Here is a 25396-nt window from a genome sequence, read left to right as displayed (position 1 = left end):
TCCAGTAGCTCCTTTTAGTCTCATCAAGGAGGTCCTTCCCATCGGAATTTATGCTAATAAAGCAAACCAAACACGCCAGAAACTAATTGACGTGACCTTAAAACTGTTATCTAAGAAGCCCCTCAATCGAATTTCGATTAACGAGATTACTGCTCAAGCCAAAGTTAATCGGAGTACGTTCTACCGTTACTTTGTTGATAAAGAAGCACTAGTGGAATTTTATGAAAATCAAATCATCGCTAGATTAGAAGCCCATCGTTATAAAATGATTTCTGATTTTCAGAAAAGCCATTCCTTTTTTGCCGATGAAAACGTCCGTAATATCATCCAGATTTTTGCAGATGATAAGGAACAGTTACAAATTTTACTCAATCCCCAGTCAAAAAGCGGCTTTGATGACAGATTAGCAGCTAAAATGATTGAATTAGTCCGGAACTCGTTAATGGAAATAAATCCCAATCTTTCGCTCCAAGAAGCTAACTTGCTGAGTAGTTACCACGCTAACGGAATCGTGGGGATCATTAAACTGTGGATCAATAATCCCCAATATAACAATGAACAGGTAATCGCATTCACTCAAGCTGTTACCAGTAAGGGGATTTTAGGTTTATTTTGAAAATAAGACATTTATCGTAAATTGATGATTGAATCTGCTTTAGAATAATTTAAGATATTAGATAGAAAGATAAATTAATTCTAAAGGAGATCGTTAATATGTTTAAAGTAATTAAGAGTAAAGCATTTTGGCTATACGCCATTTTAATGATCGTAGTTCTTGGACTATTCTCAGTCGCACAGGTTGGTACCAATACCACCATGAAGATGAAACAACTTCCGGTTGCATTGGTAAATAGTTCAAACGGCACGACCAGTAATAAAATTGAACACCAATTGAAAAAGAAGTTCGATAAGAAATCATCCGCTATTAAGTGGATCCACGTTAAGAAGGAATCTGAACTTAATCAGGGCTTCAAGAATAAGAAGTACTATGGCGCTGTGGTGATCAAAAAAGATTTTGACACTAACTTAACTGACCAGCAAAATTACTTGAAGGCCACCATCATTAGCCAAAAACTAACTGCTGCTAAACAAAAGGCAACTGCGCTCCCGACCCAAATGGAAGCACAACTAAAGGCTGCGACTGCAACCTTACAAAAGAAGCCAACAACTGCTGGCATCGACGTTATCATTAACCAAGGGATGAACGCCACTGCCGCAAACGCATTGACAACTGCCCTTCCTCAAATGGGGCAAGCTTTGAATCAAAGAATTACCCAACAAAAGCAAGCCGTTCTTGCTAAGCAAAACGTTTCATTAACGGCTGCTCAATGGGCGACTGTTAACCAATCAATTAACGTAAAAACCACTAACGTTCACAAGATTCCTAGTAAGAGTGCCCGTGGGGCCGCACCAATGTTGCTCGTGGTCCTTGCATGGTTTGGTTCCATGATTCCTGCCATCCTATTATGGCGTGAACACAAGAAGACCAGCCCAGATGGCCGTTTCTCAATTTCTGAAATTAATAGTCAAATGCTTTCAGGCGCTGTAATGTCAATCATCCTTTCAGTTACTATTTACCTATTATTAGTTGCTTATGGAGTTCCATTCCCGAACGTAGGTCAGGTAATTCTACTACTATTCTTCAATATGTTTGTCTTCTACCTGATTCAAACGACCGTCCTCGATTGGACCGGATTGGGTGGTTGGCCAATTCTAATCGTTATTTGGATTTTCTCCACTTCGATGATGAGCTATGCTCCAGAAATGCTCGGTTCATTCTACAGAACCTTCATTTACAGTTGGCTCCCACTACGCTTCAGTCTTCAAATGTTCAATAACTCCCTTTACTACCAAGATGGTTCATCAACAATGGCCCCCGCAGTATGGGTAATCTTGATCATTGGAGTCGTTGCTGCAGGATTGATCTATCTCTCAAGTCTATTGAGAAATAAAGAGGATAATGCGCCAAGCATTTAATAAATAGTGCACAATAAAGGCCCCATCATCATTAGCCAAACGCTAACGATGATGGGGCCTTTTTAGTCCCTCAATCTAATCTTTATACACTAAAAAGGACTGCTCACGATCAAAGATCGTAAGGCAGTCCTTTAATTCATTCTCAGCTATTCCGATGCCATCGAAACGTCGTGATTCATTACTATTTCCCAGGAGTGACCCAGGGTGACCATTAATTCAGCAACTGAGCGTTCTTGGTTAATGCTATCAATTTTGGTATTAACGGAAACAATTCCGTCATCGATTTCACCATCAAGCATCCCCCGCTTCATACCACCCATCTTCTTGATTTCAGCATTCACATCAACGTTACTATCCGCATTGGTAAACGCCCGATTTAAGCGCTTGGCCTTTGCAGTATTGATGGAACGAAGCTTTGCTGAAACATCGATCAAATCACCAGATTTAGATTGAATGATCAACCGCTTTGCGCTAGCGGCTAATGGCGATTCCGTGGTGGCGATAAATAGCGTCCCCACGAACAAGCCCGCCACATGGTATGATTCTAAAGCGCGAATGTCATCAACACTGTTGATGCCACCAGCAGCCATCACTGGGACGTGCACATGGTCGACCACCTTTGCGATGATTTCAGCGGTACTTACCCGTTGATTAGGATAAACACCACCAGCCTCACACCCAGTTGCAACTAGGATGTCAGCCCCGTTTGCTTCGGCAGCCTGCATGTTAGCAACCGTTGGGGTTAATGGACGGTGAATGATTACGCCATGGTGGGCCTTGATTTGATCAAACACCACTGGATTCGGTGCTCCGACCGTTACAAAGTAGTGTACGCCCTCTTCAAATGCGGTGTTTAACATTAACTGGGTATATTCACTCACGTCATCGCTAGCATCATGCATTACAATGTTGATGCCAAACGAATGGTTCGTTAATGTATGGACCCGGCGAATTTCACGCCGCATTTTTTCAGCCGCATCGGCCGGTCCATCGGCTTTTTGGCGTTGACCGGCATTTGCACCTAACACCCCTAAGCCCCCTGCATTGGACACGGCACTGACAAATTCAGCGTTCGTAATCCATGACATTGGCCCTTGAATAATCGGGTATTTAATCTTCAAAATATCGGTAACCATCTTTGCTTGCGTTTTCATAACCATCCATCTCCCTAGGCGCAACCACTAGTTCTGGTTGCTAATTATCGCATTATATATCTCCATATCATCTTTAAATTGATCAGCAATTTCAATTAACCGGTCTGGCTTTAAAAAGGCGGTCGCATTCTTGATTCGTTGGGTAAAAATCATTCTGACCCATTCTTCATCGCGACCGTCAGCAGTCGCTTCATTCATGTACTTATCGCCCTGCGTATAGTAGGTCGTAAAGTAATCCATGAAACTACCGTCGCCGGTTCCCCCTAATAAGTCAGCATCAAATGCATGCTCACCATTGTTCACTTGGGATAGGTAGTACCAATCAGCACCACTATCTAAAAAGCCGTGCACTTGTTTGGCCATGCTGAGGGCACTTTCTTGGTCGGTCATCCCTAAATCACGGCCGTACCAATCGCGTAAGTAGTTCGTTAACGTGGCATTTCTCCTTACCCGGTTAATCGTTACTGGTTGTTCCGCAAAAAATCGATTTACAATTTGTGATTGCTGCTCCGCCTTTTGCGGAACCGTCATCTTATGTAGGTCCATTTCTGAGTGGTAGTCATTTAAATGTACTTCTCGAACGGCTGCTACATGGGCAATCTTCAATAAATTACTATCTGATTGTTCGGAGCGTAACTTACTAATTTCATCACTCTGAACGTTTTCTAACGGGTTAATATATAACTGATCTTTAATTTTCACAATCTTACTCCCCTTCTTAATTAAACTACATTCCCAGTGCGGGGCCAATCATGTACACACCGAAGGCCATCACCACTAGTGATAGGCTAATTACGGTAAAGCGGTAAATCCCCTTCATCCGGTATTTTTTAGGCAATGCGCGGGCTTCTAGTAGCAACAAGAACCCTAGCACTACTGGAATCATCAATGCATTTACGACTTCAACACTAATTGCAATTGATACCAAGTTTTGGTTGAATAGGACCAATGCGGCACTGAAAATCAATGTTCCTGCGTACATACTATAGAAGCCCCAATTAGAACGGTTCAACCGTTCGTTCAAGCTATGCTTCCAGTTCAACACCTCGGTCATACCCCAAGTCCCAGCTAGGACCACCACAATTGCTGCCACTAGCGCACCACCTAGAATGCTAGAGCCCAGAATTGCTTTGGAGGCGCCCATCCCAATGTAGTTCGCCAATGAATTGACCAAGTCACCGACCGTTTCCTCATTAGCATGAAGGTGATCTTTGAACACCGTTGCTGCAAATAGCATTACGAAGCCAATCATGATTCCCTGGGTAATAAAGGTACCCACAAAGGTGTCGGTTTGCTCCTTTTTAATCATGCTCGGGGTCAGGCGTTTATCAACGACTGCACTTTGTTGATAAAAAATCATCCAGGGCATGATCACAGAACCCACGTTGGCTGCAATTAGGTAGACGTATGACGAATCATGGAGTGGAATCGTTTGAATTCCCTCCATCAAAGACCCCATGTTGGGGTGAACCATGAAGATTCCAATAATAAAGGTCAATTCGAAAATCCCAAACATGATTCCAATCTTTTCGACCCGCCGGTAGCTACCCATGAATGCAATCATGATCAAGACCGCCGTACTAGCGGGAACGGTAAACCACTTCGAAATCCCAAATAGTTCGCCGACCCCGGCGATCCCAATGAATTCGGTAATCAAGGCCCCGACCGATGAGACCATCAGGGTAATCGAAGATAGGTACGCCCACTTCTTCCCAAAGTATTCACGAATTAGCTCCCCATGGCCCTTCTTGGTAATAATCCCCAGTCGGACCGTAATTTCTTGCACCATAAATAAAATTGGAATCAACAGAATTTGTGGCAGCACCATTGCGTACCCGTAGCTAGCCCCGGATTGCGCAGCAGTGATTAAATACCCAGCATCGGTGTCGGCTAACATCACAATTAACCCCGGTCCCACCACCATCATCCAGTTCTTAATTTGCTTCAGCCAGCTTCGCTTTGAATCATCCATCACGATTTGATTATCCATCGCTGGTTCGGTTTCTACGTTTACGCTCATGACGCTCACTTCCCTTCTAGTTGTTAATTATTAGCTTAATGAATCCCTAGTTGCATCCGTGCTTCTCGTGACATGTTATCAATTGACCAGGCTGGTTCCCATACTAGGTTGACGTCTACGTTATCAATTTCTGGGAACCCCATTAGTTGTTCCTTAATTTGATCAAAGAGGTAGTCACTTAATGGACAGCCCATGATTGTTAACGTCATGGTCACAACACATTGCTTATCATCGTCCACTTCGACCTTGTAGATTAAGCCTAAGTTGACAATATCAATAAATAGTTCCGGGTCAATCACGTTTTCTAGTGCATCCACATACTTATTTCTTTCAATTTCCATGGTTAATATCCTCCTTAGCCAATCGAGCCTTCCATTTCAAAGCTGATCAAGCGGTTCAATTCCACTGCGTATTCCATTGGTAGTTCCTTAGTAAACGGTTCGATGAAGCTCATGATGATCATCTCCGTCGCCTTTTGTTCTGTAATCCCCCGTGACATGAGGTAGTAAAGTTGTTCTTCTGAAATCTTCGAGACCTTTGCTTCGTGTTCCATTGACACATCACTATTGTAAATTTCGTTATAGGGGATCGTGTCACTGGTGGATTGATCATCAACGATAATCGTGTCACATTCCACGTGACAGTGGGAACCGGGGCTATTCTTTGCAAACCGGACCTTCCCTCGATAATCAACCGAACCGCCATCTTTAGCGATGGATTTAGAAATGATCGATGATGAGGTGTCAGGCGCATTGTGAATCATCTGGGCTCCGGTATCAGAGTGGATATTCTTTCCGGCAACCGCAATCGAAAGCATCGTTCCCTTGGCCCCGCGGCCATTTAAGTACACGGATGGGTACTTCATCGTCACCTTCGAACCCAAGTTTCCGTCGACCCATTCCATTACGGCATCTTCTAATGCTTGGGCCCGCTTCGTTTCTAGACTATAAACGTTGTTGGACCAGTTTTGAATCGTAGTGTAACGACAATATGCATGTGGTAACACGTTTACTTCCACCACTGCTGCATGTAAGCTATCTGAATTATATGTAGGTGCTGTACAGCCTTCTACATATTCAAGGTGGGCGTGTTCATCAACAATAATCAACGTCCGTTCGAATTGCCCTGAATTAGCAGCGTTGATTCTAAAGTAGGTTTGGATCGGTGCAGACACCGTTACCCCCTTAGGAACGTAGATAAAGGTTCCCCCTGACCATACCGCACCGTTTAATGCCGCGTATTTATTATTAGTCGGTTTGATTAACTTTCCGAACCACTTCTTAAATAATTCCGGGTACTGTTGGAGGGCCGTATCGGTATCCGTGAAGATAATCCCCTGCTTTGCAAGCTCGTCCTTCATGTTATGGTAAACCGATTCAGATTCATATTGGGCCGAAGACCCAGCTAAGTACTTGCGTTCAGCTTCCGGGACCCCGATTCGATCAAAGGTTTCCTTAATTTTATCTGGCACGTCATCCCAATCCCGGTACTTTTGGTCGGTTGATTTTTGGTAGTACTTCATGTGTTCCAAGTCCAACCCGCTTAAGTCCGGACCAAAGTCAGGATCATCCATTTGTAAAAAGGTGTGATACGACTGTAACCGGTAGTCAAGCATCCACTTAGGTTCGTTTTTTTCCTTTGAAATCTGTCTAATGATGTCTTCATTCAAGCCCTCTCCGGTGGAAAATACCGGGGTCACGTCGTCATGAAAGCCAAATTGATAGTCATTTTCGGGCAATACGTCAGTAATGTCAGTCATGTTGTTCCACTCCCTTATCGTTGATTAATTCATCCAGCGCATGCCACCCAAGGGTCGCACAGCGAATCCGCGTTGGAAACTTAGCAACCGTACTTAGTAGCAATGCATCGCCAAGCCGTTCTTCATCTGCTGGCGCAATTTGTTTATTAATAATGTTATCTGAGAATAATTGAATAATTTGATTACATTCAGCAATCGATTTGCCCTTCACAGCGGTGGTCATCATGCTAGCGGAAGCCTTTGAAATCGTGCAGCCCTCGCCCATGAATTTAACATCCTCAACCACGTTAGCGTTGATTCGGACCTGTACGTTGATAATGTCACCACAACTGGGGTTTCTTAATACTAAGTCGGCAGTGCGGTCGGTTAATTCACCAAAGTTGCGCGGGTGGCTTGCATGATCTAGCACCACGCTTCGGTAAAGTTGATTTAATTTAGCTAAGGCCATCGGTAAAAAACTCCTTTACTTTGCTCAGGGCGTCAATGAAACGGTCCACATCGGTAGCATCATTATAGAAATAAAAACTCGCCCGGACCGTTGACTCGACTCCCAAGACATCCATTAGTGGTTGGGCACAGTGGTGTCCAGCTCTTACTTCGATTCCTTCCATATCCAAGCCGGTCGCAACGTCGTGGGGATGAATGCCCGCCACGTTGAATGTCACCACCCCGTTGTGGTTTGCGGGATCGGAATCGCCATAAATCGTCACACCGCCTAATTGCCGGAGTCGTTCAATACACCGAGTCGTTAATTGGAGGTCATGATCATGAATCGACTCCATCCCCATCGCACTCAGGTAGTTAATCGCAGCGTGGAGCCCAATCGCTCCCGCAATATTGGGCGTGCCCGCTTCAAATTTCAGCGGGCTCTTTTGAAAGGTGGCCGTTTGTTGGGTCACTTCATCGATCATCTCACCACCAAATTGTACCGGGTTCATTTCGGCCAACACTGCTTGCTTTCCATAGAGGACGCCAATCCCGGTCGGCGCTAACATCTTATGTCCTGAAAAGGCCAGGAAGTCAGCATCCAGTGCTTGAACATCGATCGGCATGTGCGGTGCTGATTGGGCAGCATCCACCACCATTACCGCCCCGTGTTGATGAGCTAGGTGACTCACCTTTGCCACCGGATTCTCAGCACCCATCACGTTGGAAACGTGGTTAATGGCAACGATCTTCGTCCGGTCGGTAATTTGATGCTTAGCATCAATTAAATCTAACCGCCCACATGCATTCAAACGAATGTACTTTAATTTAGCGTGGTGGCGCTTGGCAACTTGTTGCCAGGGAACAATGTTACTATGGTGTTCAGCCACCGTGATGACAATTTCATCCCCCGGTTGTAACACAGAGTCGGCATACCCACTGGCAATCCAGTTCAGGCTTTCGGTCGTCGAACGGGTAAACACCACGTTATCAGGACCCTCAGCGTGAATAAAATCACTAACCGCTTGCCGAGCAGCTTCATATTCATCGGTCGCAGCCATCGAAAGCGAACTCACCCCGCGGTGGACATTCGCATTTTGCTGAAAGTAATATTCAGTTACCCGGTCAATCACCATCCGTGGTTTTTGCGAGGTTGCCGCATTATCTAAGTACACCATCGGTTCGTCATTAATTTGCCGGTGGAGAATTGGAAAATCCGCTTTAACGTTGGCTTTAATCATTTGCAAGCTTCCCTTCAATAATATCGATCATTTGTTGTTTAATCGTAGCTGATGGAATGTGTGATAGGATAATCCCTAAGAAACCACGAATTACTAACTTCTTCGCAACTTCCGGTTTAATCCCCCGGCTCATTAAGTAGTACAATTGCCGTTCATCAATTTTACCAATGCTAGCTTTGTGGCCGGCAATCACGTCGTTTTCATCAATTAGTAGAATTGGGTTGGCATCACCACTGGCGTCATCCGATAACATGAGCACGCTATTTTCCTGTTGGTTGTTAGCGCCGTGCGCACCATGGGCCACCTTCCCAATCCCATTAAATACAATTCGAGCTTGGTCTAAAATGGCGCCCCGTTGGCTAATTTCACCATCGGAGTGTCGTCCATAGTTCGTAATATTCGTGTTAATTCCTTGTTGTTGCCGGTGGCTTGCAATTGAAACCACCCGGGTATTACCCTTGGAACCCTCACCGTTTAAATTAGTGGCGATGTCTGAAATGGTATTGCCATCATTGAACGAGCCAATCATCCAGTTCATCTTCGCCCTGCGACCAACCTGCGCCCGGCGCATTACGTAGGCGGTGTTGGATGCGCCAATTGCATCTAATGAAAAGAATTGCACTTCGCTGTTGGGTTTGGCATAAACGTCAATGTTAACGTGGGTCACCTTTTTGGCATCCCCAATACTGCCCAACTTCTGCACAATATCGACCTTGCTATCATTAGCAGCGACCACAATGACGCGACTAAAGGTCGTGTCAGGTTGATAGTTATCCTCCATCATTGCAATTTTGATGGGTTCACTTAACTGCACGCCCGCCGGAACGTAAATAAAAATCCCGTTATTCACTAATGAATTTTGTAAGCAATTGAGGCGGTCCGTAGCACCAGATTGGTTATCTACTAAGTATGATTTAATCATTTCCGGATACTTATGTAACGCGGTTGCAAAATCACAGCAAATCACCCCACCGGTGATCATTTCAGCATTGGGTTCATTACGAAAGACCCGTTTACCAATCGTTGCGCAGTTATAATGCTGCAGTTCATGCTTAGTATCATCATCAAGCGGAGTCGTCACTGCTTGGTGTTGACTAGCGTTACTAACGAAGCGCCAGGTATGATAATCCATCTTGGCAATTACTGGTAATGATAACTGGCCCATTGATTCAAAGGTAGCTGTCCGATATTGCGTCATCCATTCGGGTTCGTTATCAAATCGAGCTTCAGCAATCATGGTCGGTGATACCTGACGCATAAACTTGTCTTTAATCATCAGTCGTTCCCCCTCTTAATAAACGTCTTCATCGGTCAAATCAATGTCTAGTCCTAATTCATCCCGCAAAGCTGCATACCCGTTGTTTTCCAATTCTTCAGCTAGGCTAATATCACCGGTCTTAACGATGCGTCCACCCATCATCACATGAATGAAATCCGGTTTAATGTAGTTCAAAATCCGTTGGTAGTGGGTAATCATTAAGGTCCCTAATTGACTGCCATCCATGGAATTTACCCCTCTAGATACCACTTGCAGGGCATCAATATCTAATCCGGAATCAATTTCATCTAGGATGGCAAACTTCGGTTTGATCATCATCATCTGCAAAATTTCGTTCCGTTTCTTTTCACCACCGGAAAAGCCTTCATTTAAGTACCGTTCCACCATTGCTTCGCTCATGTTCAAAATCTTTAAACTATCATCCAAGCGGTTTAAGAACTGGCGAATCGGTTCGGGGTCATCTTCAGCCCGCCGCGCGTTCACCGCAGCTTGGATAAATTCGGCGTTCGTAATCCCCTTAATTTCAGCGGGATACTGCATCGCTAGGAATAATCCTGCCCGGGCCCGTTCATCGACCGTCTTATCTAAGATGCTTTGCCCATCGATCATGATATCGCCACTGGTAACCGTGTAGTTCGGGTTCCCCATAATCGTTTCAGATAACGTCGATTTCCCAGTTCCGTTGGGCCCCATGATGGCGTGGGTCTCACCGGTATTTATGATTAAGTTAACCCCCTTTAGGATTTCCTTAGTCGTTTCTTCTTCCTCGTCGATAAAGCTAACGTGTAGGTCCTTTACTTCTAATTTAGTCATCTACTCTTCCCCCTGGATTAATTAAAGTTCGGCATCTTTGCTTCGTAGGCTTCGATCTTATCCATTTCCTTCATCGTAATCGCGATGTCATCAAGCCCGTTTACTAGTTTGTGTTTAATTCGTTCATCAATGTCAAAGTCAAATTCATGACCGGCTGCGATTACCTTTTGTTCCGGTAGGTTAATGGTAATCGGTTGATCAGCGGGTAGCTGAGCTAAGAAATCGCGTTGTGCTTGGGGCAACTTAATTGCTAATACCCCGTTCTTGGTACTATTCATATAGAAGATATCACTATAACTACCTGCAATAATCACCCGAAAGCCGTAATCCTTAAGTGCCCATACCGCATGTTCACGGGAGGAACCACACCCGAAATTGTCACCAGTCACTAGGATTTGTGCCCCTGCCCGTTCTGGTTTATTTAAAACAAAATCAGGATTGGGAACGTTGGGTTTTAAATAGCGCCAATCATATAGTAGGTTTTTGCCAAACCCGGTCTTTAAAATGTTCTTTAGAAATTGCTTGGGGATTAATTGATCCGTATCAATATTGTTGTTCATCAACGGAACGCTCGTGGAGGTAAAAATATTGATTTTTTCCATTTAAATCGCTTCCTCTCTAATATCAATGAAGTGACCATGAATTGCAGCAGCGGCGACCATGGCGGGACTAGCAAGGTGGGTTCTTGACCCAACTCCTTGGCGCCCCTCAAAGTTCCGGTTCGAAGTTGAAGCACAGTGCACGCCAGCTGGGACGTGGTCTGGATTCATTCCTAGACACGCTGAGCAACCAGGTTCACGCCATTCACAACCGGCATCCTTAAAAATTTTATCGATGCCCATTTTTTCGGCGGTTTCCTTGATCGTCCGTGATGCTGGGACCACCCAAGCGGTTAAGCCATCCGCGATGTGGTGGCCCTTTAAGATGTTAGCCGCAATCTTTAAATCAGAAAGCCGACCGTTGGTACAAGAACCGAAGAATGCCCATTTGATATCGACATCCTTAAGGGAAGTGCCCGGCTTCAAGCCGACGTAATCATAGGCCTTCTTATCATTTGCATCCCTAATTTCAGGCGTGGTGTCATCAATCCGAATTGCCATTCCAGGGTTCGTGCCCCATGAAACAAATGGTGCTAATTGGGTTGCATCTAGGTCGATAATCTTATCGAAAGCACTTTCGTCATCGGTGTTAAATTGCTTCCAATGTTCAATTGCCTTATCCATATTCTTAGGGGCATACTTACGGCCCCGAACATAGTCAAACGTCTTTTGATCAGATTGAACGCAGCCCATCTTAGCACCACCCTCAATTGCCATGTTACAAAGGGTCATCCGTTCTTCCATGCTCATGTCACGAATCGTGTCACCGTAGAACTCAACGCCATACCCAGTTCCAAATGAAACCCCTTCGCGAGCAATCAAGCTCATAATGACGTCCTTTGCAAACACGCCATTTGGCAACTTGCCGTGAACCCGAATCCCCATCGTTTTAGGCTTCAATTGCCAAATCGTTTGGGTGGCTAGGACGTGTTCCACTTCACTGGTCCCGATTCCAAAGGCAATCGAACCAAATGAACCGTGGGTAGCAGTATGTGAATCCCCACAAACAATAATCATTCCGGGTTGCGTCAACCCGAGTTGTGGGCCAATCGCATGAATAATCCCCTGGTCCTTATGACCCATTCCAGCAAGCCGAACGCCGAATTCCTTACAGTTCTTTCCTAACGTATCAATTTGTTTTTTCGAAATCATGTCCTTGATGTTAAAGATATCAACGGTTGGCACATTGTGGTCCATCGTAGCAAACGTCCGATCAGGTCTACGCACCGGGCGGTGATTTTCACGAAGGCCCTCAAAGGCTTGGGGGGAAGTTACTTCATGAAGTAAGTGCAAATCTACATATAATAATTGTGGTGTTCCTTCCTCTCCATCAATTACATGTGAATCCCAAATTTTATCAATCATTGTTTTGGCCATTATTATCACCCCTATAAATTTTTAATTACCGCATCGGTAACTTCCTTCGTCCCGTACTTACCACCTAAATCAGGCGTCACGATGTTATCCGCGACCACCTGATCAACGGCTTTGCCAATTCGTTCAGCTAGGTCGGCCCGGTCAAACGAATGGGCTAACATCATCTTGACCGAATTGATCATTGAAAATGGATTGGCAATTCCCTGCCCCGCAATGTCTGGGGCCGAACCATGAATTGGTTCATATAGGACCGGCTTTTGATCACCGGTACTCATGGATGGAATCGTGCCTAGCGATCCAGTAATTTGTGCGGCTTCATCGCTTAGGATGTCACCGAATAAGTTTTCAGTTAAAATCACATCGAATTGTTCCGGGCTACTAATGATCTTCATTGAAGCAGCATCCACATAACTGTAGTTCAATTCCACATCCGGATAGTCCTTAGCAACCTCATCGACAACCACCCGCCAGAACTTACTGGTTGCTAACACGTTGGACTTATCAACCAGTGTAACGCGGTGGTTCCGGTGCTGTGCCATTTGAAAGGCTACCCGACTGACCCGTTCGATTTCAGCCTTTGTGTAACGCATGGTATCAAGTGCGTAGTCTGCATGTTGTTCACGCGGGGTTCCGAAGTAAATCCCACTGGTTAATTCGCGAACGATTACGAAGTTGACTGGTTCGATCTTCTTGAGTGGTGAATACTGCATCATCGCCGGTGAAATCTCAGTTGGACGAATGTTTGCAAATAAATTGAGGGCCTGGCGGATTGCTAACAACCCCTGTTCAGGCCGCTTAGGCGCAGCGTCCCATTTGGGACCACCAATTGCTGAAAGCAACACTGCGTCGCTGTTCTTGCACTCGTCAATGGTTCGTTGTGGTAATGGTTCGCCACACTCATCAATCGCATGGCCACCGAATGGCATCGTAGTCGCTTCATATTCAAAGTGCCCCGCCTTGCTAACGGCTTCTAGCACCCTTAATCCGGCTGCCATAATCTCTGGACCGATGTAATCACCAGTCAATACGGTAATCTTATTCGGCATGAACCATCACTCCCATTCGTTCCATAATCATCGCTAAGTCGTGGTCATTAACGATCGGTTGCTTATCGGCCACCGCCTTAAATGCTGGGAAGATATTGACCATGTCCTCCCTCGTCACTTCATACCCCATGTGGTTTAGTTCCTGCATGACTGCATGGGATCCGGATAGCTTGCCTAGAATAATGTGGGTAGCACCCATCCCGACTGATTCGGGAGTTAAAATTTCATATGTGTTCCGGTTCTTGAGCATCCCATCTTGATGAATCCCGGATTCATGGGAGAATGCATTTTGACCAATTACAGCCTTGTTATGTGGAATTGGCATCTTAGTAAACTCGCTGATCATGTCAGCAGTCCGCTTGGTTTCCTTTAAGTTAATGTTCGTTTGATAATGGTAGTAATCATTTCTAACCATGAAGGCAGCGGCTACTTCTTCTAAGGCCGTGTTACCTGCCCGTTCACCAATGCCGTTCACGGTGCCTTCAATTCTAGATGCCCCGTGTTCCACCCCGGCAATCGCATTTGCAACTGACATGCCAAGGTCATCGTGACAGTGAACTGAGAAGGTTACTTCATCAAACTTATCAACGTGGGCGCGAAGGTAATCGAATAATTTACCAAATTCAATTGGGTTGGTGTAACCCACCGTATCTGCAATGTTGATTACCGTAGCACCAGCTTCAATTGCAGTGTTGCAGACGGTCGCTAGATAATCAGGCTCAGTCCGCGTTGCATCTTCTGGTGAGAACTGAACGATATCGAAGAACTGTCTGGCATATCTGACCCACTTATTAATCGCTGCTAGGTTCGCTGCCTTGGTCATATGGAGCTTATCCTTACGATGAATTGGGCTCGTTCCAATGAAAACATGAATTTGTTTGTGCTTTGCATTGGCAGTGGCCTTAACACAGGCATCAATATCTGATTGCTTAGCGCGCGCTAATCCGGTGACACAAACCCGATCAACACTTTCAGCAACCGCCTTAACTGCCTTAAAGTCGTCAGGGGAAGCAACTGGAAAACCAGCTTCAATCACATCCACGCCCCACTTTTCTAGTTGCTGAGCAATTTGAATCTTTTGTGCGATCGAAAAGTTAACCCCAATCGTTTGTTCACCATCCCGTAGCGTTGTATCAAAAATTTGAATTTTCTTACCGTTTGCATTAATCATTGTCAACACTCCATTTCCATCATTTTCATTAAAATAAAAAAAACGCCCTTTCCTAAGCCTAGTTAAAATAACCAAGTTTAGGAAAGGACGCTTTAGCGCGGTACCACCTTTATTCGCTAATTACTCACATAATTAGCCTCATCAAGTACGGATCCTAATCATTAGCATCGATACTCAGACGTTGATAAAGGTCGTCACACCCAAATTTCTCGAAAAAAATTCTATCGAACCCCAGCTTTTCATTTAAGAAGTAAATACGCTGTTTCACCATGCCAACGCTCTCTAAAAAGTACTTAATAATTACTAATCTGGAATTAATCATTTTAATATTCAAAATGTAAAGTTAGAAACCAAACGTTAATTGCTATTTAAAATCGCTAACGTTTATTTAACAATGTGAAGTATAGCAAGCATGATTTTAAAAGAAAAGTCGTTGAAAATTATATCTTGGACAACCAATCATGATTTATGAAACTATATTTTTAATATAGTTTCATAAATACTAATATCAAACTCGCTAGCATTAGAATTACTAATGTTAAAAATGTTGATATATCAACATTTGATTAATAAATTGATCAAAAAAGCAATTTTTTTGAAATTTTTTTGAAATTAATCTTTTTTACCCCCATTTTGGTAAAATTAAAGCTATTTTGAATTACTGCAATTTCAAAATGGCCAATCCACCCATTTGATGATCTAATCTTTTTTAATTTTTATTGATTAAAATGAAATTCTAGATTTCACCAGGCTTGAGCAAGGATTAATTCATCTAGTTTATAATTTTTATAATTTAAACACCAAAAATAACTTTGACATATCAAATTATTTAATATATCATTCGTAACTATTAAGACTTGTAATATTAATTGGACTAATTCATAAGGCCTAATCAGCGAGCGTTCGGTTGGTGAAAGGGCGCAGGGCTTATGAACGAAAGAATGATATTGGTCGAACTGATTACGATTAGTTCATGGTGACCCCCTTTATTCAGTCAGAATCAAATTGATTAACTAGTGAATAAAGGTGGTACCACGTTCAAAAACGTCCTTTTCGATTCATTCGAGTCAAAAAGGACGTTTTTAGTTAATGGTTATTAATTTAGAAATGGAGTGGTCAATATGATTAATGCAGAAAACGTAGAAAACATCCAAGTGAACCCAAATGATGCGGTTGAAGAAACGGAAGCAGTCGTTACCGAAGAGGTAAATCAATTCATCAAACCAATCGTTGACTGGGGAAATAAACTTGCAGAAAGTGATTTTGAATCAAATTTCTTTTACTTGTACTTCTAATTGGCAATTTTTTGCCATTCGAAAGCGATTAGAATGTAAAAGAGCCTTAACTGCAATCAAGTTTCATTAATTAGTAAGCTGCTTCAAAGTAGCAGCTGATTTAAAAATCTGGTTTTAAAATTTAATCATCGGAGTCTTATTCAACGACCACTTGCCCTAAAACAAATGCTCGATTCACCAAATGATTATGTGGGACCATCATGAAATGAATCCCACCAAATTTATCAAAACCGACCCCAAAATAATTAGGTTGGTACTTGGGATGAATGTCTAGGTTCATTAGAGCAGTCGCGTGGCCCCAATAAGATGGTCCGTCCTCATACATTTGGATTGCCATTGAACTATAAATCGTGGCCTTTAAAGTAGCCATTGAAACCGTTCGTTGCTTCAGCTTTGGGCTCGTGAGATTAAACGACGGATTATCACTGTAGTTTTCCTCAGCAACATCTTTAACGTTAAAAGCCTTGGAAACAACTGGTTTAACCTTTGGATCATGCCCGGTTTTATCACCAGTGTTGTTCCAATTATCCTTACTATAAACATCTGCACTGGCTTGAGCAAATTGGATTGAATTAGTGGTCGCACGGTATGGAATTCCGCCCAATTTTTGAATCGCGGGGTTCAATATTAAAAGTGCAAACCGAGTTAATTCCTTGCTCTGTGCAAACGTAATTCGATTCAAGTTGACGGGGCGCTTTAAATCCCGTTTAGCAGGGGTAAATGAATTAATTGCCAAGCCCCGCAAGCCAATTTTACCCATCTGAATTTGGATTCGATAATTACCAATCGCCTTATTGCTAGCTGCATATTTTAATTTTTTTAGTGTGTAACCATTAGGCACTTTTAACTGGTTTTGTGGATTTTGGCTAGCTTGATAATTAACTTTGGGAATGAAAATAGCATCAGAACCAGGATCAGTTACCTGGTTGCCAATCACTTTTTGAGCTTGCGTTGGAATAAAATGATTCAAATCTGCCTGCGTTAGTTTTTGAATCTTTTGCGTGGTAGCAACCGTCGCATCATTAGTCGTTTGCGCTTTAAATAAATTAATACTTTGATCAGCATTGGTAGTTACTGAACACGTTGTTAACAATAATCCCCCCACTAGTGCTAATTCCAACATTCGGCTAAATGGTTTCATGATTTAACTCCCCCACCTATTATGTAAATTCAATAAATTTATAATAACATAGTCACCAAAAAGAAGCAATGCGCTTCCAATCAAACATTATCAATCCCATGGTCACTAAGATAAACAGTATTACAAACCCCATTTGGAATTGCCAACCCAACCATGCATTGAACGGCCCCGCTAGTAAACTCCCAATTGCTAATCCGAGGACCGGTGCTAATTCACCCTTGCCCCGTGCGGACTGTCGTTCAGCAGCAGAGTAGGATTTAGTCAACAGTGAACTCCCTGATGCATAACTGAAGCTCCAAAAGACACCAATCAAAAGCAAAGTCAACATTACGCTAATTGCATTGACGTGTAAAATACTAACCAGGGTTGCAATGATGCCAATTGCAAGCGCAAATAAAATTTGCCCCTTCATTCGAATGTACTTAGCGGTAAATAGCAATAAGATCACTGGTAAGTACATCCCCAACATATGTAGTTGCATGCCGACCATCCGTTGTTCTGGAGTACTATGCAACATCGTTTGCATAAAAATCGGGGCCCCTGACATAATTAACGCCATTGAAAAACAACTACAAAGACATAGCAAGGCCCCGTTGCGAAACGTTGGCCGTTTGACCAATGTTGCTAAGCGAACCGTTTGTTGTGGTGCACCTTGATCGGCATTCGGCTGACTTATCGTTTGGTTAACTGTCTGACGGGGTAAAAAGCTGTTCACCGTCATTGCACACAATCCCAATGCCCCGACTAGTAAATATGCGCCTGAGTATATTGGCAACAATGCCTGACTAGTCCAGGTTGCTAGCACAGGCCCCACAATTGCAGCCACCGTTCCAGCGGATAGGATCAAAGAAATGCTCCGAACTTCATTACCCTTGGAAACATCAGCGGCCACGTAACGGTAGTAATTCGCAATTGCTTGGTAGATTCCCACACAGGAAGTCCCTAAGCATAATAGTAAAAACGAGTGAACGTTAATACTAGCCCACGAGCTTAGCCCACCGAAGGCTGCGATAATGCCGCCAACCATAAATAGGGTCTTCAACCCGATGCGCCCGGCTAATTTAGGAATCTGCGGGGCAACCACTACGCTTAAAATCGAAATTAATGCCATTGGAAGCGTAGCTAATATTTTACTAGGTGCTAATTCGGTCCCCACTAGTGCTGTAATTGTCATGTCCACACTCATGGCGGATAGGTATAGTGCTTGTGAGCTCATCAATAGTCCAATTAATTTAGTGTCTTTTTTCATACAATGCCCCCTCTATTGTTAAATAGTATACCCCCCCGAAAATTATAATAAAGGCTAAATTTTACTAACATGACAAACATGACAAACCCTACTAAAATTGACAACCATGCTATGAATCGCTACTATGAGTATTGACTAATTGGATTAAAAGGACATCCAAATTAAATGCCAGGAGGGATAATTTGAAAAAGAACTGGCTACTTAGTTTAGTTTTCTTCGTTAGCTCATTGATATACGTTTTAATCGGTGCTACCCCTAGTATTTCAGAAAATATTATTTCTAAAGTTTTTCAGGCGATGCTCCTAATTTTAAACGGCTTAATTATTATGAAGATAATTAATAATCGCCATTATTAATGTCCCACTGGATATTATAATCAACTAAATGTTTAACCTAAAGGGGCTCTATCACCATTAACTTTAATCTAATGAGTGATAGAGTCCTTTAATTAGAACTAGTCTAGATATTAAATTTTACAATGGCTAACTAACAATTTTCAGAAGAAATATTCTTTTAATATCAATTCAAATTATTTCTATCATAAATTCAATTCATACGCCCATTCTTTAGTATTCCCGTCATAAACATCCTGAATCATTCCCCGATACTCAAAGCCAAATCGCTCCCCTAGTCCTTGCATGCGTTTGTTAACCGGCCAAGTATCAAATCTAATGTTTTGATAGCCCTTCATCACTGACACAGTAATTAAATTTGACAGTAAGTAAGAACCTAAATGCAGTCCATGGTATTGACTAGCCAATGCAATTCGGTGGATGGTAATATATTGCTCATTGGGACGATTCCAGCTGCCTTCAATTGTATTAAATGTGGGTTCTTCACCACCCATTAAATATGCGGTAGCAGCAACTTTTCCATCAACGATTAATACATAATTTGATCCACTTTGAATATCATTCATGATGATCTGCCGAGTGGGGTATCCATTTTGCCATTGATTGCTTCCATCAGCTTTTAGTAATCCTTGAGCATCTTTAATAATCGATATAATCGAATCCAGATCATCTTCAGTGGCAACTCTTAAATAAATTCCAGCCATATTAGTTTCCCCCTTAAAATAAAAAACAGCGCCTGTTGAAACAAGGGAAGTCTCCAACCCTCATTTCAACGGCACTGTTTATTTGGTTACGACTGCACATACCAGTATTTAACTATCTTTATTTTAGCACAACTAATTCAAAAGTGGATTAAACATGATTTAATCTGCAAAATTTAAATATCAAATAACCATTTTCATCTTATGAAGATTTAAACTGCTAATTCTATAAAATATGATATTATATATTACAGTTTTAAAAAAGAAGGGGGTATTTTATATGCTAAATGTTGATGGAATATCAAAAAAATTTGGTGAATTAAACGCTGTTAATGGAATAAGCTTTGACATTGATAATGGTGAAGTTTTAGGAATAGTTGGTCAAAATGGTGCTGGCAAGTCAACAACTTTTAAAATGATTATGAACTTTATTAAACCAGATTCAGGAACCATTAAATTTAATAATAAACCTATTGATAAAAATACATTAGATTATGTAGGATTTTTACCGGAAGAAAGAGGACTTTATCTTGATATGACAATCAATGAGCAAGTTTCATACTTTGCTAAACTACATAATATGAAAAAAGTTGATATTACCAGTAATTTGTTGTATTGGATGAAAAAATTAGATGTAAAAGGAAAGTTAAAAAGTAAGATAAAAAACTTATCTAAGGGAAATCAACAGAAAGTGCAATTAATAACAGCTTTAATTCATAAACCAAAACTAATTATATTAGATGAGCCATTTTCAGGTCTGGATCCAGTTAATATTGATATATTAATTAATGTTATTGGGCAACTTAGAAATGAAGGGGCAACTATAATTTTTTCTTCTCACAATATGAAAAACGTTTCGTTAATATCTGATAAAATACTACTTTTGGTTAATGGACATAAAAAATTATATGGATATTTAGATGATATTCGTAGTAGTTTCCCTAAAAATAAATTATATTTAGAAGGAATAGATATAAATATTGAGGATTTAGAGGGTGCTAAATCTTATATTAACGATTATCCTGGTAAAATTATTACTTTTGATACATATAAACATGCTCAAATAGCTTTGAATAATGCTAAAAATAATAATAATTTAACAGGTTATAGGATTATGTACCCTAGTCTGGATGACATTTTTAAAAATTCTATAAATGAGGGAGATTAATAATGAATAAAATATTCACAGTAGCTGAGATGCTTTTTAAAAGAAGATTTTTTTCATTTGCATACTACTGGATGTTACTAGCTCCACTTGCTATGTTGTTCTTAATATTTGGACTAAATCAATATAATAATAATCAAATAAAAGATAATAAGGCTCAAATAGCTGTTGTAGGTAATTCTAATATTAGAAGTTTATTGATTCAAAATAAATCTAGTACTTATACAGTAAGAAAAATTAATCCTAAGGCTATAAAAACGAGCTTAAAATCTAATATAATTGATGGTGCCCTATACGTTAATAAAGATATGAGCAAAATATCTTATAAATATAATTCTTCTTCGAATGCAACTAATCCAGTAAAGGAACTATATAAAAATATATCTATTATTAATTCTCAAAAATATGCAGCTAAATTGGGATTGAATATTAATCAGTGGAAACGCATAACTAGTAATAACGTTAAAATAAAAGATGTTCCACTAAACAGGGAAAAAGATCGTGTTAAAAATAGTACTTTTGCAAATTACTTTAGTGAAATGATTGTCTTCATAACATTTTTATTCTTAAATAGTTATGTAAGTATAATGTGTGCTGAAGTCGGTAAAGAAAAGGGCAATCATTTAATAGATGAAATAATTGCTGCTATTCCTGCTAAGGATCATTTAAAGGGAAAACTATTAGGGATTTCTTGGCTAATGATCTCACAAGTTATTATATATATCATTATCGGCTTTATTGCATTTGTATTTTTAAAAATGAATAATATAACAAATCCGTTTGGAATTGATAGTTATCTTAAAGGAATAAGCATTGAATATATAGTAATAGTTAGCATTCTAGCAATTCTTGCCATATTACTATTTATACTACTGTCGGTAATAATTGCTTCATTTACTTCTAAAATAGAAGATGTATCACAAGCAGCGACTATAACTTCAACCTTTGTCATTATTCCATATTTACTAAGTTTTTTAACTCAAAGTAATCCTAATTCTCTAATATCTAAAGCCTTATCTTATATCCCATTTACTAATCATACAATTATGACTGTTAGATTAGCATATGGGGTAGTTACATTTAATAATTCATTCATCGCTATCTTCTTATCGTTATTATTAGCTTTAATTTTATACAAAGTTGCCTTGAAAACATACTCATCACATATTTTTTACTACAGTAATGAATCTATTTTGAATTCATTATTAAACCTTGTATATCCCAATAATGGTAAATGAATTTTTAAATTTTATCAAAAGTGGATTTATAAACGGAGTTCAGAATATAAGCAAGGATATGATACATTCTTTGGACAAAATGGAAAGTGATTATTTAATGCCAATATTTTGGTAACTGGGACAGTACTCATTTAAAGGATCGTAAACATTAGTTCTGGCCCTCATCATGTGGGGAATTGGATTATTAAATTTTGTCCGAAATTTAATTATAGAAGCATTGATCCATCCCTTAAAAAAGGCTTTCAAATTTGACTTAGTTGCCCCTTGATATGTATTATGGAGATATAGAAAAAGAGCCCTGACGGCCATCAGGACTCCTTAATCAATACGCTGCTTCAAAGGCAGCGACTCAGTTTATAAACAGATAAACAAATTAGCCGCCCACATTGCTTCGTCAAAAGTCTGGGGCGGCTTTTTTGTTACTTTCGGTCGTTGAAATACACGAACATCGTAAACAATAACGATAGTTCTTGCATCAATAACGATAACGCCTGGTAAGCGTTCATTGTAACTAGCCCGTTGCCTTCCATTAGATTTGTAATGCATAAACATCACCTCCAATCAAAGTTGCGAGCTACCGCTCTCAAAAATGCTTGCTAATCTTAGCCATTATAACATATCAAAAATATCTACTAATCAGCATTATGCTAACGTTATCTAGTAGATCTTTCTTATTCCTGATTAAAAAATATTAATGGGCTTTCATATTTGACTTAGTTGCCCCTTGATATGTATTATATAGGTATAGAAAAAGACCCCTGACGGTCATCAGGACTCCTTAATCAACAAGCTGCTTCAAAGGCAGTGGCTTAGTTAATTAAAACAACTATAACAATTAGTCGCCCAATTTACTTCGTCAAAAGCTTGGGGCGGCTTTTTTGTTACTTGCGGTCGTTGAAATACATGAACATCGTAAACAGTAACGACAGTTATTGTATCAACAACGATAACGATTGGTAAGCATTCATTGTAACTAGCCCGTTGCATTCCATTAGATTTGTGATGCATAGCCATCACATCCAATCAAAGTTACGAGCCACCGCCCTCAAAAATGCTTGTTAATCTAAAAAAAGACATGCTAAACAGCGTTATAATAACGTTATCCAGCATGTCTTTTTTAGTCGTAATAAAGACACAATTGTATTTAGGTATTTGCGTATTATTTGCTAAGTGATAATCTTGCATACGCCAATGAACTAAATTTTTAGTGAAATCCACACTCCTGCTTTAGTATCGAATGAAAGTTTCATACCAATGCATTGTAATAATGATGGCCATTCAAAGAATCGGAATGAATTAAATCATATGAATATGCTGAGCTAGTAGATAGTAAATTAGCTGTGGATAATCAGGATAATATCTATATTTTTCGCTATCGACTAATCATCTTTTTGTTATTTTTAATGGTGTTGATATTTATAGTCAATTCGCTTTAATATTCAGCATAAATGCTGCATGTTTAAGCCATTATTACTTAATTTGCACCTTACTAGCATAATTGTAAGCGTAATCTAAATATATCCAAGAAAAGGACACCACCATAAAAATAGTCTATATTATTATCATAGGAGCACTTTGTTTAATCAAAATGAAAAATTCAATGATTTGTGCCATAATTTAATACATGCTGTAACCATTAGGAGGATGTTTAAATGTCGTACATACAATTTCTGTGGAGAAGTATCATTAGCAATCGGATTAACATCATTATTTTCTTATTAATTCCACTTTTTAGCCTTGGATTACTATTTGTTAATATCAGCAATCAAAAAAGTTCTAATCTGTATTATTTTGCTGAAAATAGGATTCAATATAATAAATCATTACTAAAATCTAAGGATGCGCAACCAGCATCAATAAGCCGATATCTGATCAAAATAAACACTAACGTTACTAATGCCATCGCAAAACACGATTGGTTAGCTGCTTATCATTTTCAAAAAATTGTTAATAATAATGATCTTCATACTGCTGATACTCCCGACTGGATAATGAAAATAAATCAAAGAAACAATCTATTAATGGACTACTTAAGTGAACACCGCATTAATGATCCTGAATCAGAGGAATATCCCACGCATAGTTTAACTTTTACAATGTGGATCAATAACATACTAATGCCCTTCATGATTACATTCGTAATGATTTTTGTGCTTAGTCGCTTATTCAATCATAAATTCTATGAATCAATTAATAAAAACCAGCTAATTCCAATAGCGGCTAATCAGCAATCAATATTAGAAATTGCATTTGGAACTAGCGGATTTTATATTTATTACTTACTATTGAACTTATTTAATTTAATTATGAGTTCCCTTATCGTTGGAACCATCCGCCTTGACTATCCATTTTTTGTAAACAGTAATGGAAGCATGAAGTACGTTCCAATCGCCACCATCTTTGGTCAGACCTTGATGTTACAATTATTACTTATGATTTTTATAACTAGCACCGTCTACTTAGTCTCACTAATCTGCAAAAAATTGATTAGCACTGTAATCACTAGCAGCGCAATCCTAATTATGCTTAGCGTTGCTACCCATATTTTTGGCTTCCTGAGGGACATTGCGCAATTTCTGCCTACCACTTATTTAGATTCGGTGGGCATTATTTCAGGAAACTCACTTTATCTAAGTAGTTCAATTGATTTTACGGATGCAATTATAGTGCTTCCAATATCAATTTTAGTGATCCTCGGTCTGATTGTAATTTTAAATCAGCACCAGCATTCTAAGGAGGCTGCATAATGACGCTACGGGTAAATAAGCTAACCGTTTCATTCCCGAATCAGCGGGTAATTAATAATTTCACATATACATTCAATGACAAGGGCCTATATCTAATCGTTGCCCCCAATGGTTCTGGCAAAACAACTATTTTCAGAGCCATATTAGGCCTAATTAATTCCAGTAATCAGGGAATTACAATTAATGAACGCCCCATTTCCAGCCAACGTAGCAAGTTGTTTTACTATGAAAGCTCAAATTGGTTCGATTTAAATCTGTCCGGATTAGACTACTTAAAATTTGTAAAATCACAATGGCATTCAACGGTTCCAGTCGAATCAGTCATTAAACTATGGAATATGCAGGGCTACGTTAAAAAGGCCATTCGCAAGTATTCGCTAGGCATGAAGCAAAAGCTCCTAATCGCAATGTATTTAATTAGTGATGCTGATTATATGATCATGGATGAGATTAACAACGGCTTGGATGAGGATAGTCGGAAACAATTAATGCAAATTTTAAATCAAATGGCTCAGTCCAAGTGCATTATCACTTCCTCACACTATAAGGATGAAATCATGCCGTATGCGAATACTGTGTTAACAATTAAAAATTGTCAGGTCGTGAGTTCAGATGATTAATTATGGGCATTTTTTAATGACGCGC

The 25396-nt window shown here is 40.4% G+C and carries 24 protein-coding genes; 7 read left to right on the top strand and 17 right to left on the bottom strand.

Annotated features, from left to right (window positions below; translation table 11 throughout):
* Positions 1 to 91 precede the first annotated feature (91 nt).
* Both MOO44_RS04005 and MOO44_RS04000 read left to right on the top strand, forming a co-directional pair.
* Positions 92 to 616: a TetR/AcrR family transcriptional regulator gene (locus MOO44_RS04005; protein ID WP_260117132.1), complete on the top strand. Its 525-nt coding sequence runs from the start codon at positions 92 to 94 to the stop codon at positions 614 to 616.
* A 98-nt stretch (positions 617 to 714) separates the two neighbouring features.
* Positions 715 to 1977 carry a YhgE/Pip domain-containing protein gene (locus MOO44_RS04000; RefSeq protein WP_260117131.1) on the top strand — a complete coding sequence of 421 codons (1263 nt, stop codon included), beginning with the start codon at positions 715 to 717 and terminating at the stop codon, positions 1975 to 1977.
* 146 nt (positions 1978 to 2123) lie between these two features.
* Here MOO44_RS04000 and MOO44_RS03995 read toward each other — a convergent pair whose 3' ends face one another.
* Genes MOO44_RS03995 through MOO44_RS03935 form a run of 13 tightly spaced genes read right to left on the bottom strand, consistent with a single transcriptional unit; the run spans position 2124 to position 14862 of the window.
* The gene (locus MOO44_RS03995) at positions 2124 to 3131 is read right to left on the bottom strand and encodes an NAD(P)H-dependent flavin oxidoreductase (RefSeq protein WP_260117130.1); all 1008 of its coding nucleotides are present in this window, start codon (positions 3129 to 3131) and stop codon (positions 2124 to 2126) included.
* 27 nt (positions 3132 to 3158) lie between these two features.
* On the bottom strand, positions 3159 to 3833 hold the full coding sequence (locus tag MOO44_RS03990; protein WP_260117129.1) for a hypothetical protein: 675 nt from the start codon (positions 3831 to 3833) through the stop codon (positions 3159 to 3161).
* 25 nt (positions 3834 to 3858) lie between these two features.
* A complete protein-coding gene (locus MOO44_RS03985) occupies positions 3859 to 5151 on the bottom strand; it encodes an NRAMP family divalent metal transporter (RefSeq protein WP_423802921.1) in 1293 nt (430 codons plus the stop codon).
* Between the two features lie 35 nt (positions 5152 to 5186).
* A complete protein-coding gene (locus tag MOO44_RS03980) occupies positions 5187 to 5492 on the bottom strand; it encodes a metal-sulfur cluster assembly factor (protein ID WP_260117128.1) in 306 nt (101 codons plus the stop codon).
* Between the two features lie 14 nt (positions 5493 to 5506).
* The gene (gene sufB, locus MOO44_RS03975; protein ID WP_260117127.1) at positions 5507 to 6910 is read right to left on the bottom strand and encodes a Fe-S cluster assembly protein SufB; all 1404 of its coding nucleotides are present in this window, start codon (positions 6908 to 6910) and stop codon (positions 5507 to 5509) included.
* Positions 6903 to 7358 (bottom strand): Fe-S cluster assembly sulfur transfer protein SufU, encoded by a 456-nt coding sequence (sufU, locus tag MOO44_RS03970; RefSeq protein ID WP_260117126.1) that lies wholly within the window; start codon positions 7356 to 7358, stop codon positions 6903 to 6905. The genes sufB and sufU overlap by 8 nt, the downstream gene beginning before the upstream one ends.
* Positions 7345 to 8577 carry a cysteine desulfurase gene (locus MOO44_RS03965; protein ID WP_260117296.1) on the bottom strand — a complete coding sequence of 411 codons (1233 nt, stop codon included), beginning with the start codon at positions 8575 to 8577 and terminating at the stop codon, positions 7345 to 7347. Before MOO44_RS03965 ends, sufU begins: the two co-directional genes overlap by 14 nt.
* On the bottom strand, positions 8570 to 9853 hold the full coding sequence (sufD, locus tag MOO44_RS03960) for a Fe-S cluster assembly protein SufD (protein ID WP_260117125.1): 1284 nt from the start codon (positions 9851 to 9853) through the stop codon (positions 8570 to 8572). Before sufD ends, MOO44_RS03965 begins: the two co-directional genes overlap by 8 nt.
* Before the next feature lie 15 nt (positions 9854 to 9868).
* Complete coding sequence (gene sufC / locus MOO44_RS03955) at positions 9869 to 10669, bottom strand: Fe-S cluster assembly ATPase SufC (protein WP_260117124.1); 801 nt, start codon at positions 10667 to 10669, stop codon at positions 9869 to 9871.
* 17 nt (positions 10670 to 10686) lie between these two features.
* Entirely contained in the window at positions 10687 to 11271 is a 585-nt protein-coding gene (gene leuD, locus MOO44_RS03950) for a 3-isopropylmalate dehydratase small subunit (protein ID WP_260117123.1), read from the bottom strand.
* Positions 11272 to 12645, bottom strand: coding sequence for a 3-isopropylmalate dehydratase large subunit (gene leuC / locus MOO44_RS03945; protein ID WP_260117122.1), 1374 nt, complete (start codon positions 12643 to 12645; stop codon positions 11272 to 11274).
* An 11-nt stretch (positions 12646 to 12656) separates the two neighbouring features.
* On the bottom strand, positions 12657 to 13691 hold the full coding sequence (gene leuB / locus MOO44_RS03940; RefSeq protein WP_260117121.1) for a 3-isopropylmalate dehydrogenase: 1035 nt from the start codon (positions 13689 to 13691) through the stop codon (positions 12657 to 12659).
* Complete coding sequence (locus MOO44_RS03935) at positions 13681 to 14862, bottom strand: 2-isopropylmalate synthase (protein ID WP_260117120.1); 1182 nt, start codon at positions 14860 to 14862, stop codon at positions 13681 to 13683. The genes leuB and MOO44_RS03935 overlap by 11 nt, the downstream gene beginning before the upstream one ends.
* Positions 14863 to 15983: 1121 nt before the next feature.
* Between MOO44_RS03935 and MOO44_RS03930 the strand changes: the two genes are divergently transcribed.
* Complete coding sequence (locus MOO44_RS03930) at positions 15984 to 16157, top strand: hypothetical protein (RefSeq protein WP_260117119.1); 174 nt, start codon at positions 15984 to 15986, stop codon at positions 16155 to 16157.
* A 136-nt stretch (positions 16158 to 16293) separates the two neighbouring features.
* Here the strand turns inward: MOO44_RS03930 and MOO44_RS03925 are convergent, their stop codons facing one another.
* From MOO44_RS03925 to MOO44_RS03915, 3 genes are all read right to left on the bottom strand, one after another.
* On the bottom strand, positions 16294 to 17298 hold the full coding sequence (locus MOO44_RS03925) for an SEC10/PgrA surface exclusion domain-containing protein (RefSeq protein WP_260117118.1): 1005 nt from the start codon (positions 17296 to 17298) through the stop codon (positions 16294 to 16296).
* A gap of 52 nt (positions 17299 to 17350) precedes the next feature.
* Positions 17351 to 18547 carry an MFS transporter gene (locus MOO44_RS03920; protein WP_260117117.1) on the bottom strand — a complete coding sequence of 399 codons (1197 nt, stop codon included), beginning with the start codon at positions 18545 to 18547 and terminating at the stop codon, positions 17351 to 17353.
* 538 nt (positions 18548 to 19085) lie between these two features.
* On the bottom strand, positions 19086 to 19604 hold the full coding sequence (locus tag MOO44_RS03915) for a GNAT family N-acetyltransferase (protein WP_260117116.1): 519 nt from the start codon (positions 19602 to 19604) through the stop codon (positions 19086 to 19088).
* A 277-nt stretch (positions 19605 to 19881) separates the two neighbouring features.
* Here MOO44_RS03915 and MOO44_RS03910 point away from each other — a divergent pair, with 277 nt between their 5' ends.
* Together MOO44_RS03910 and MOO44_RS03905 are read left to right on the top strand one after the other, a co-directional pair.
* Complete coding sequence (locus tag MOO44_RS03910; RefSeq protein WP_260117115.1) at positions 19882 to 20769, top strand: ABC transporter ATP-binding protein; 888 nt, start codon at positions 19882 to 19884, stop codon at positions 20767 to 20769.
* Positions 20770 to 20771: 2 nt separating this feature from the next.
* Positions 20772 to 22004, top strand: a complete 1233-nt coding sequence (locus MOO44_RS03905) for an ABC transporter permease (RefSeq protein ID WP_260117114.1) — start codon at positions 20772 to 20774, stop codon at positions 22002 to 22004.
* Between the two features lie 354 nt (positions 22005 to 22358).
* Here MOO44_RS03905 and MOO44_RS03900 read toward each other — a convergent pair whose 3' ends face one another.
* Entirely contained in the window at positions 22359 to 22550 is a 192-nt protein-coding gene (locus MOO44_RS03900; RefSeq protein ID WP_260117113.1) for a hypothetical protein, read from the bottom strand.
* Positions 22551 to 23656: 1106 nt separating this feature from the next.
* Here MOO44_RS03900 and MOO44_RS03895 point away from each other — a divergent pair.
* Together MOO44_RS03895 and MOO44_RS03890 are read left to right on the top strand one after the other, a co-directional pair.
* Positions 23657 to 24751: a hypothetical protein gene (locus MOO44_RS03895; protein ID WP_260117112.1), complete on the top strand. Its 1095-nt coding sequence runs from the start codon at positions 23657 to 23659 to the stop codon at positions 24749 to 24751.
* Positions 24751 to 25371, top strand: a complete 621-nt coding sequence (locus tag MOO44_RS03890) for an ATP-binding cassette domain-containing protein (protein WP_260117111.1) — start codon at positions 24751 to 24753, stop codon at positions 25369 to 25371. Before MOO44_RS03895 ends, MOO44_RS03890 begins: the two co-directional genes overlap by 1 nt.
* The last annotated feature ends 25 nt before the right edge of the window (positions 25372 to 25396 follow it).

It is taken from the genome of Nicoliella spurrieriana (assembly GCF_023380205.1).
GTDB classification, from domain to species: Bacteria; Bacillota; Bacilli; order Lactobacillales; family Lactobacillaceae; genus Nicoliella; species Nicoliella spurrieriana.
Note: the sequence above shows the minus strand (reverse complement) of the source record. Positions and strands in the feature narration are given on the sequence as shown.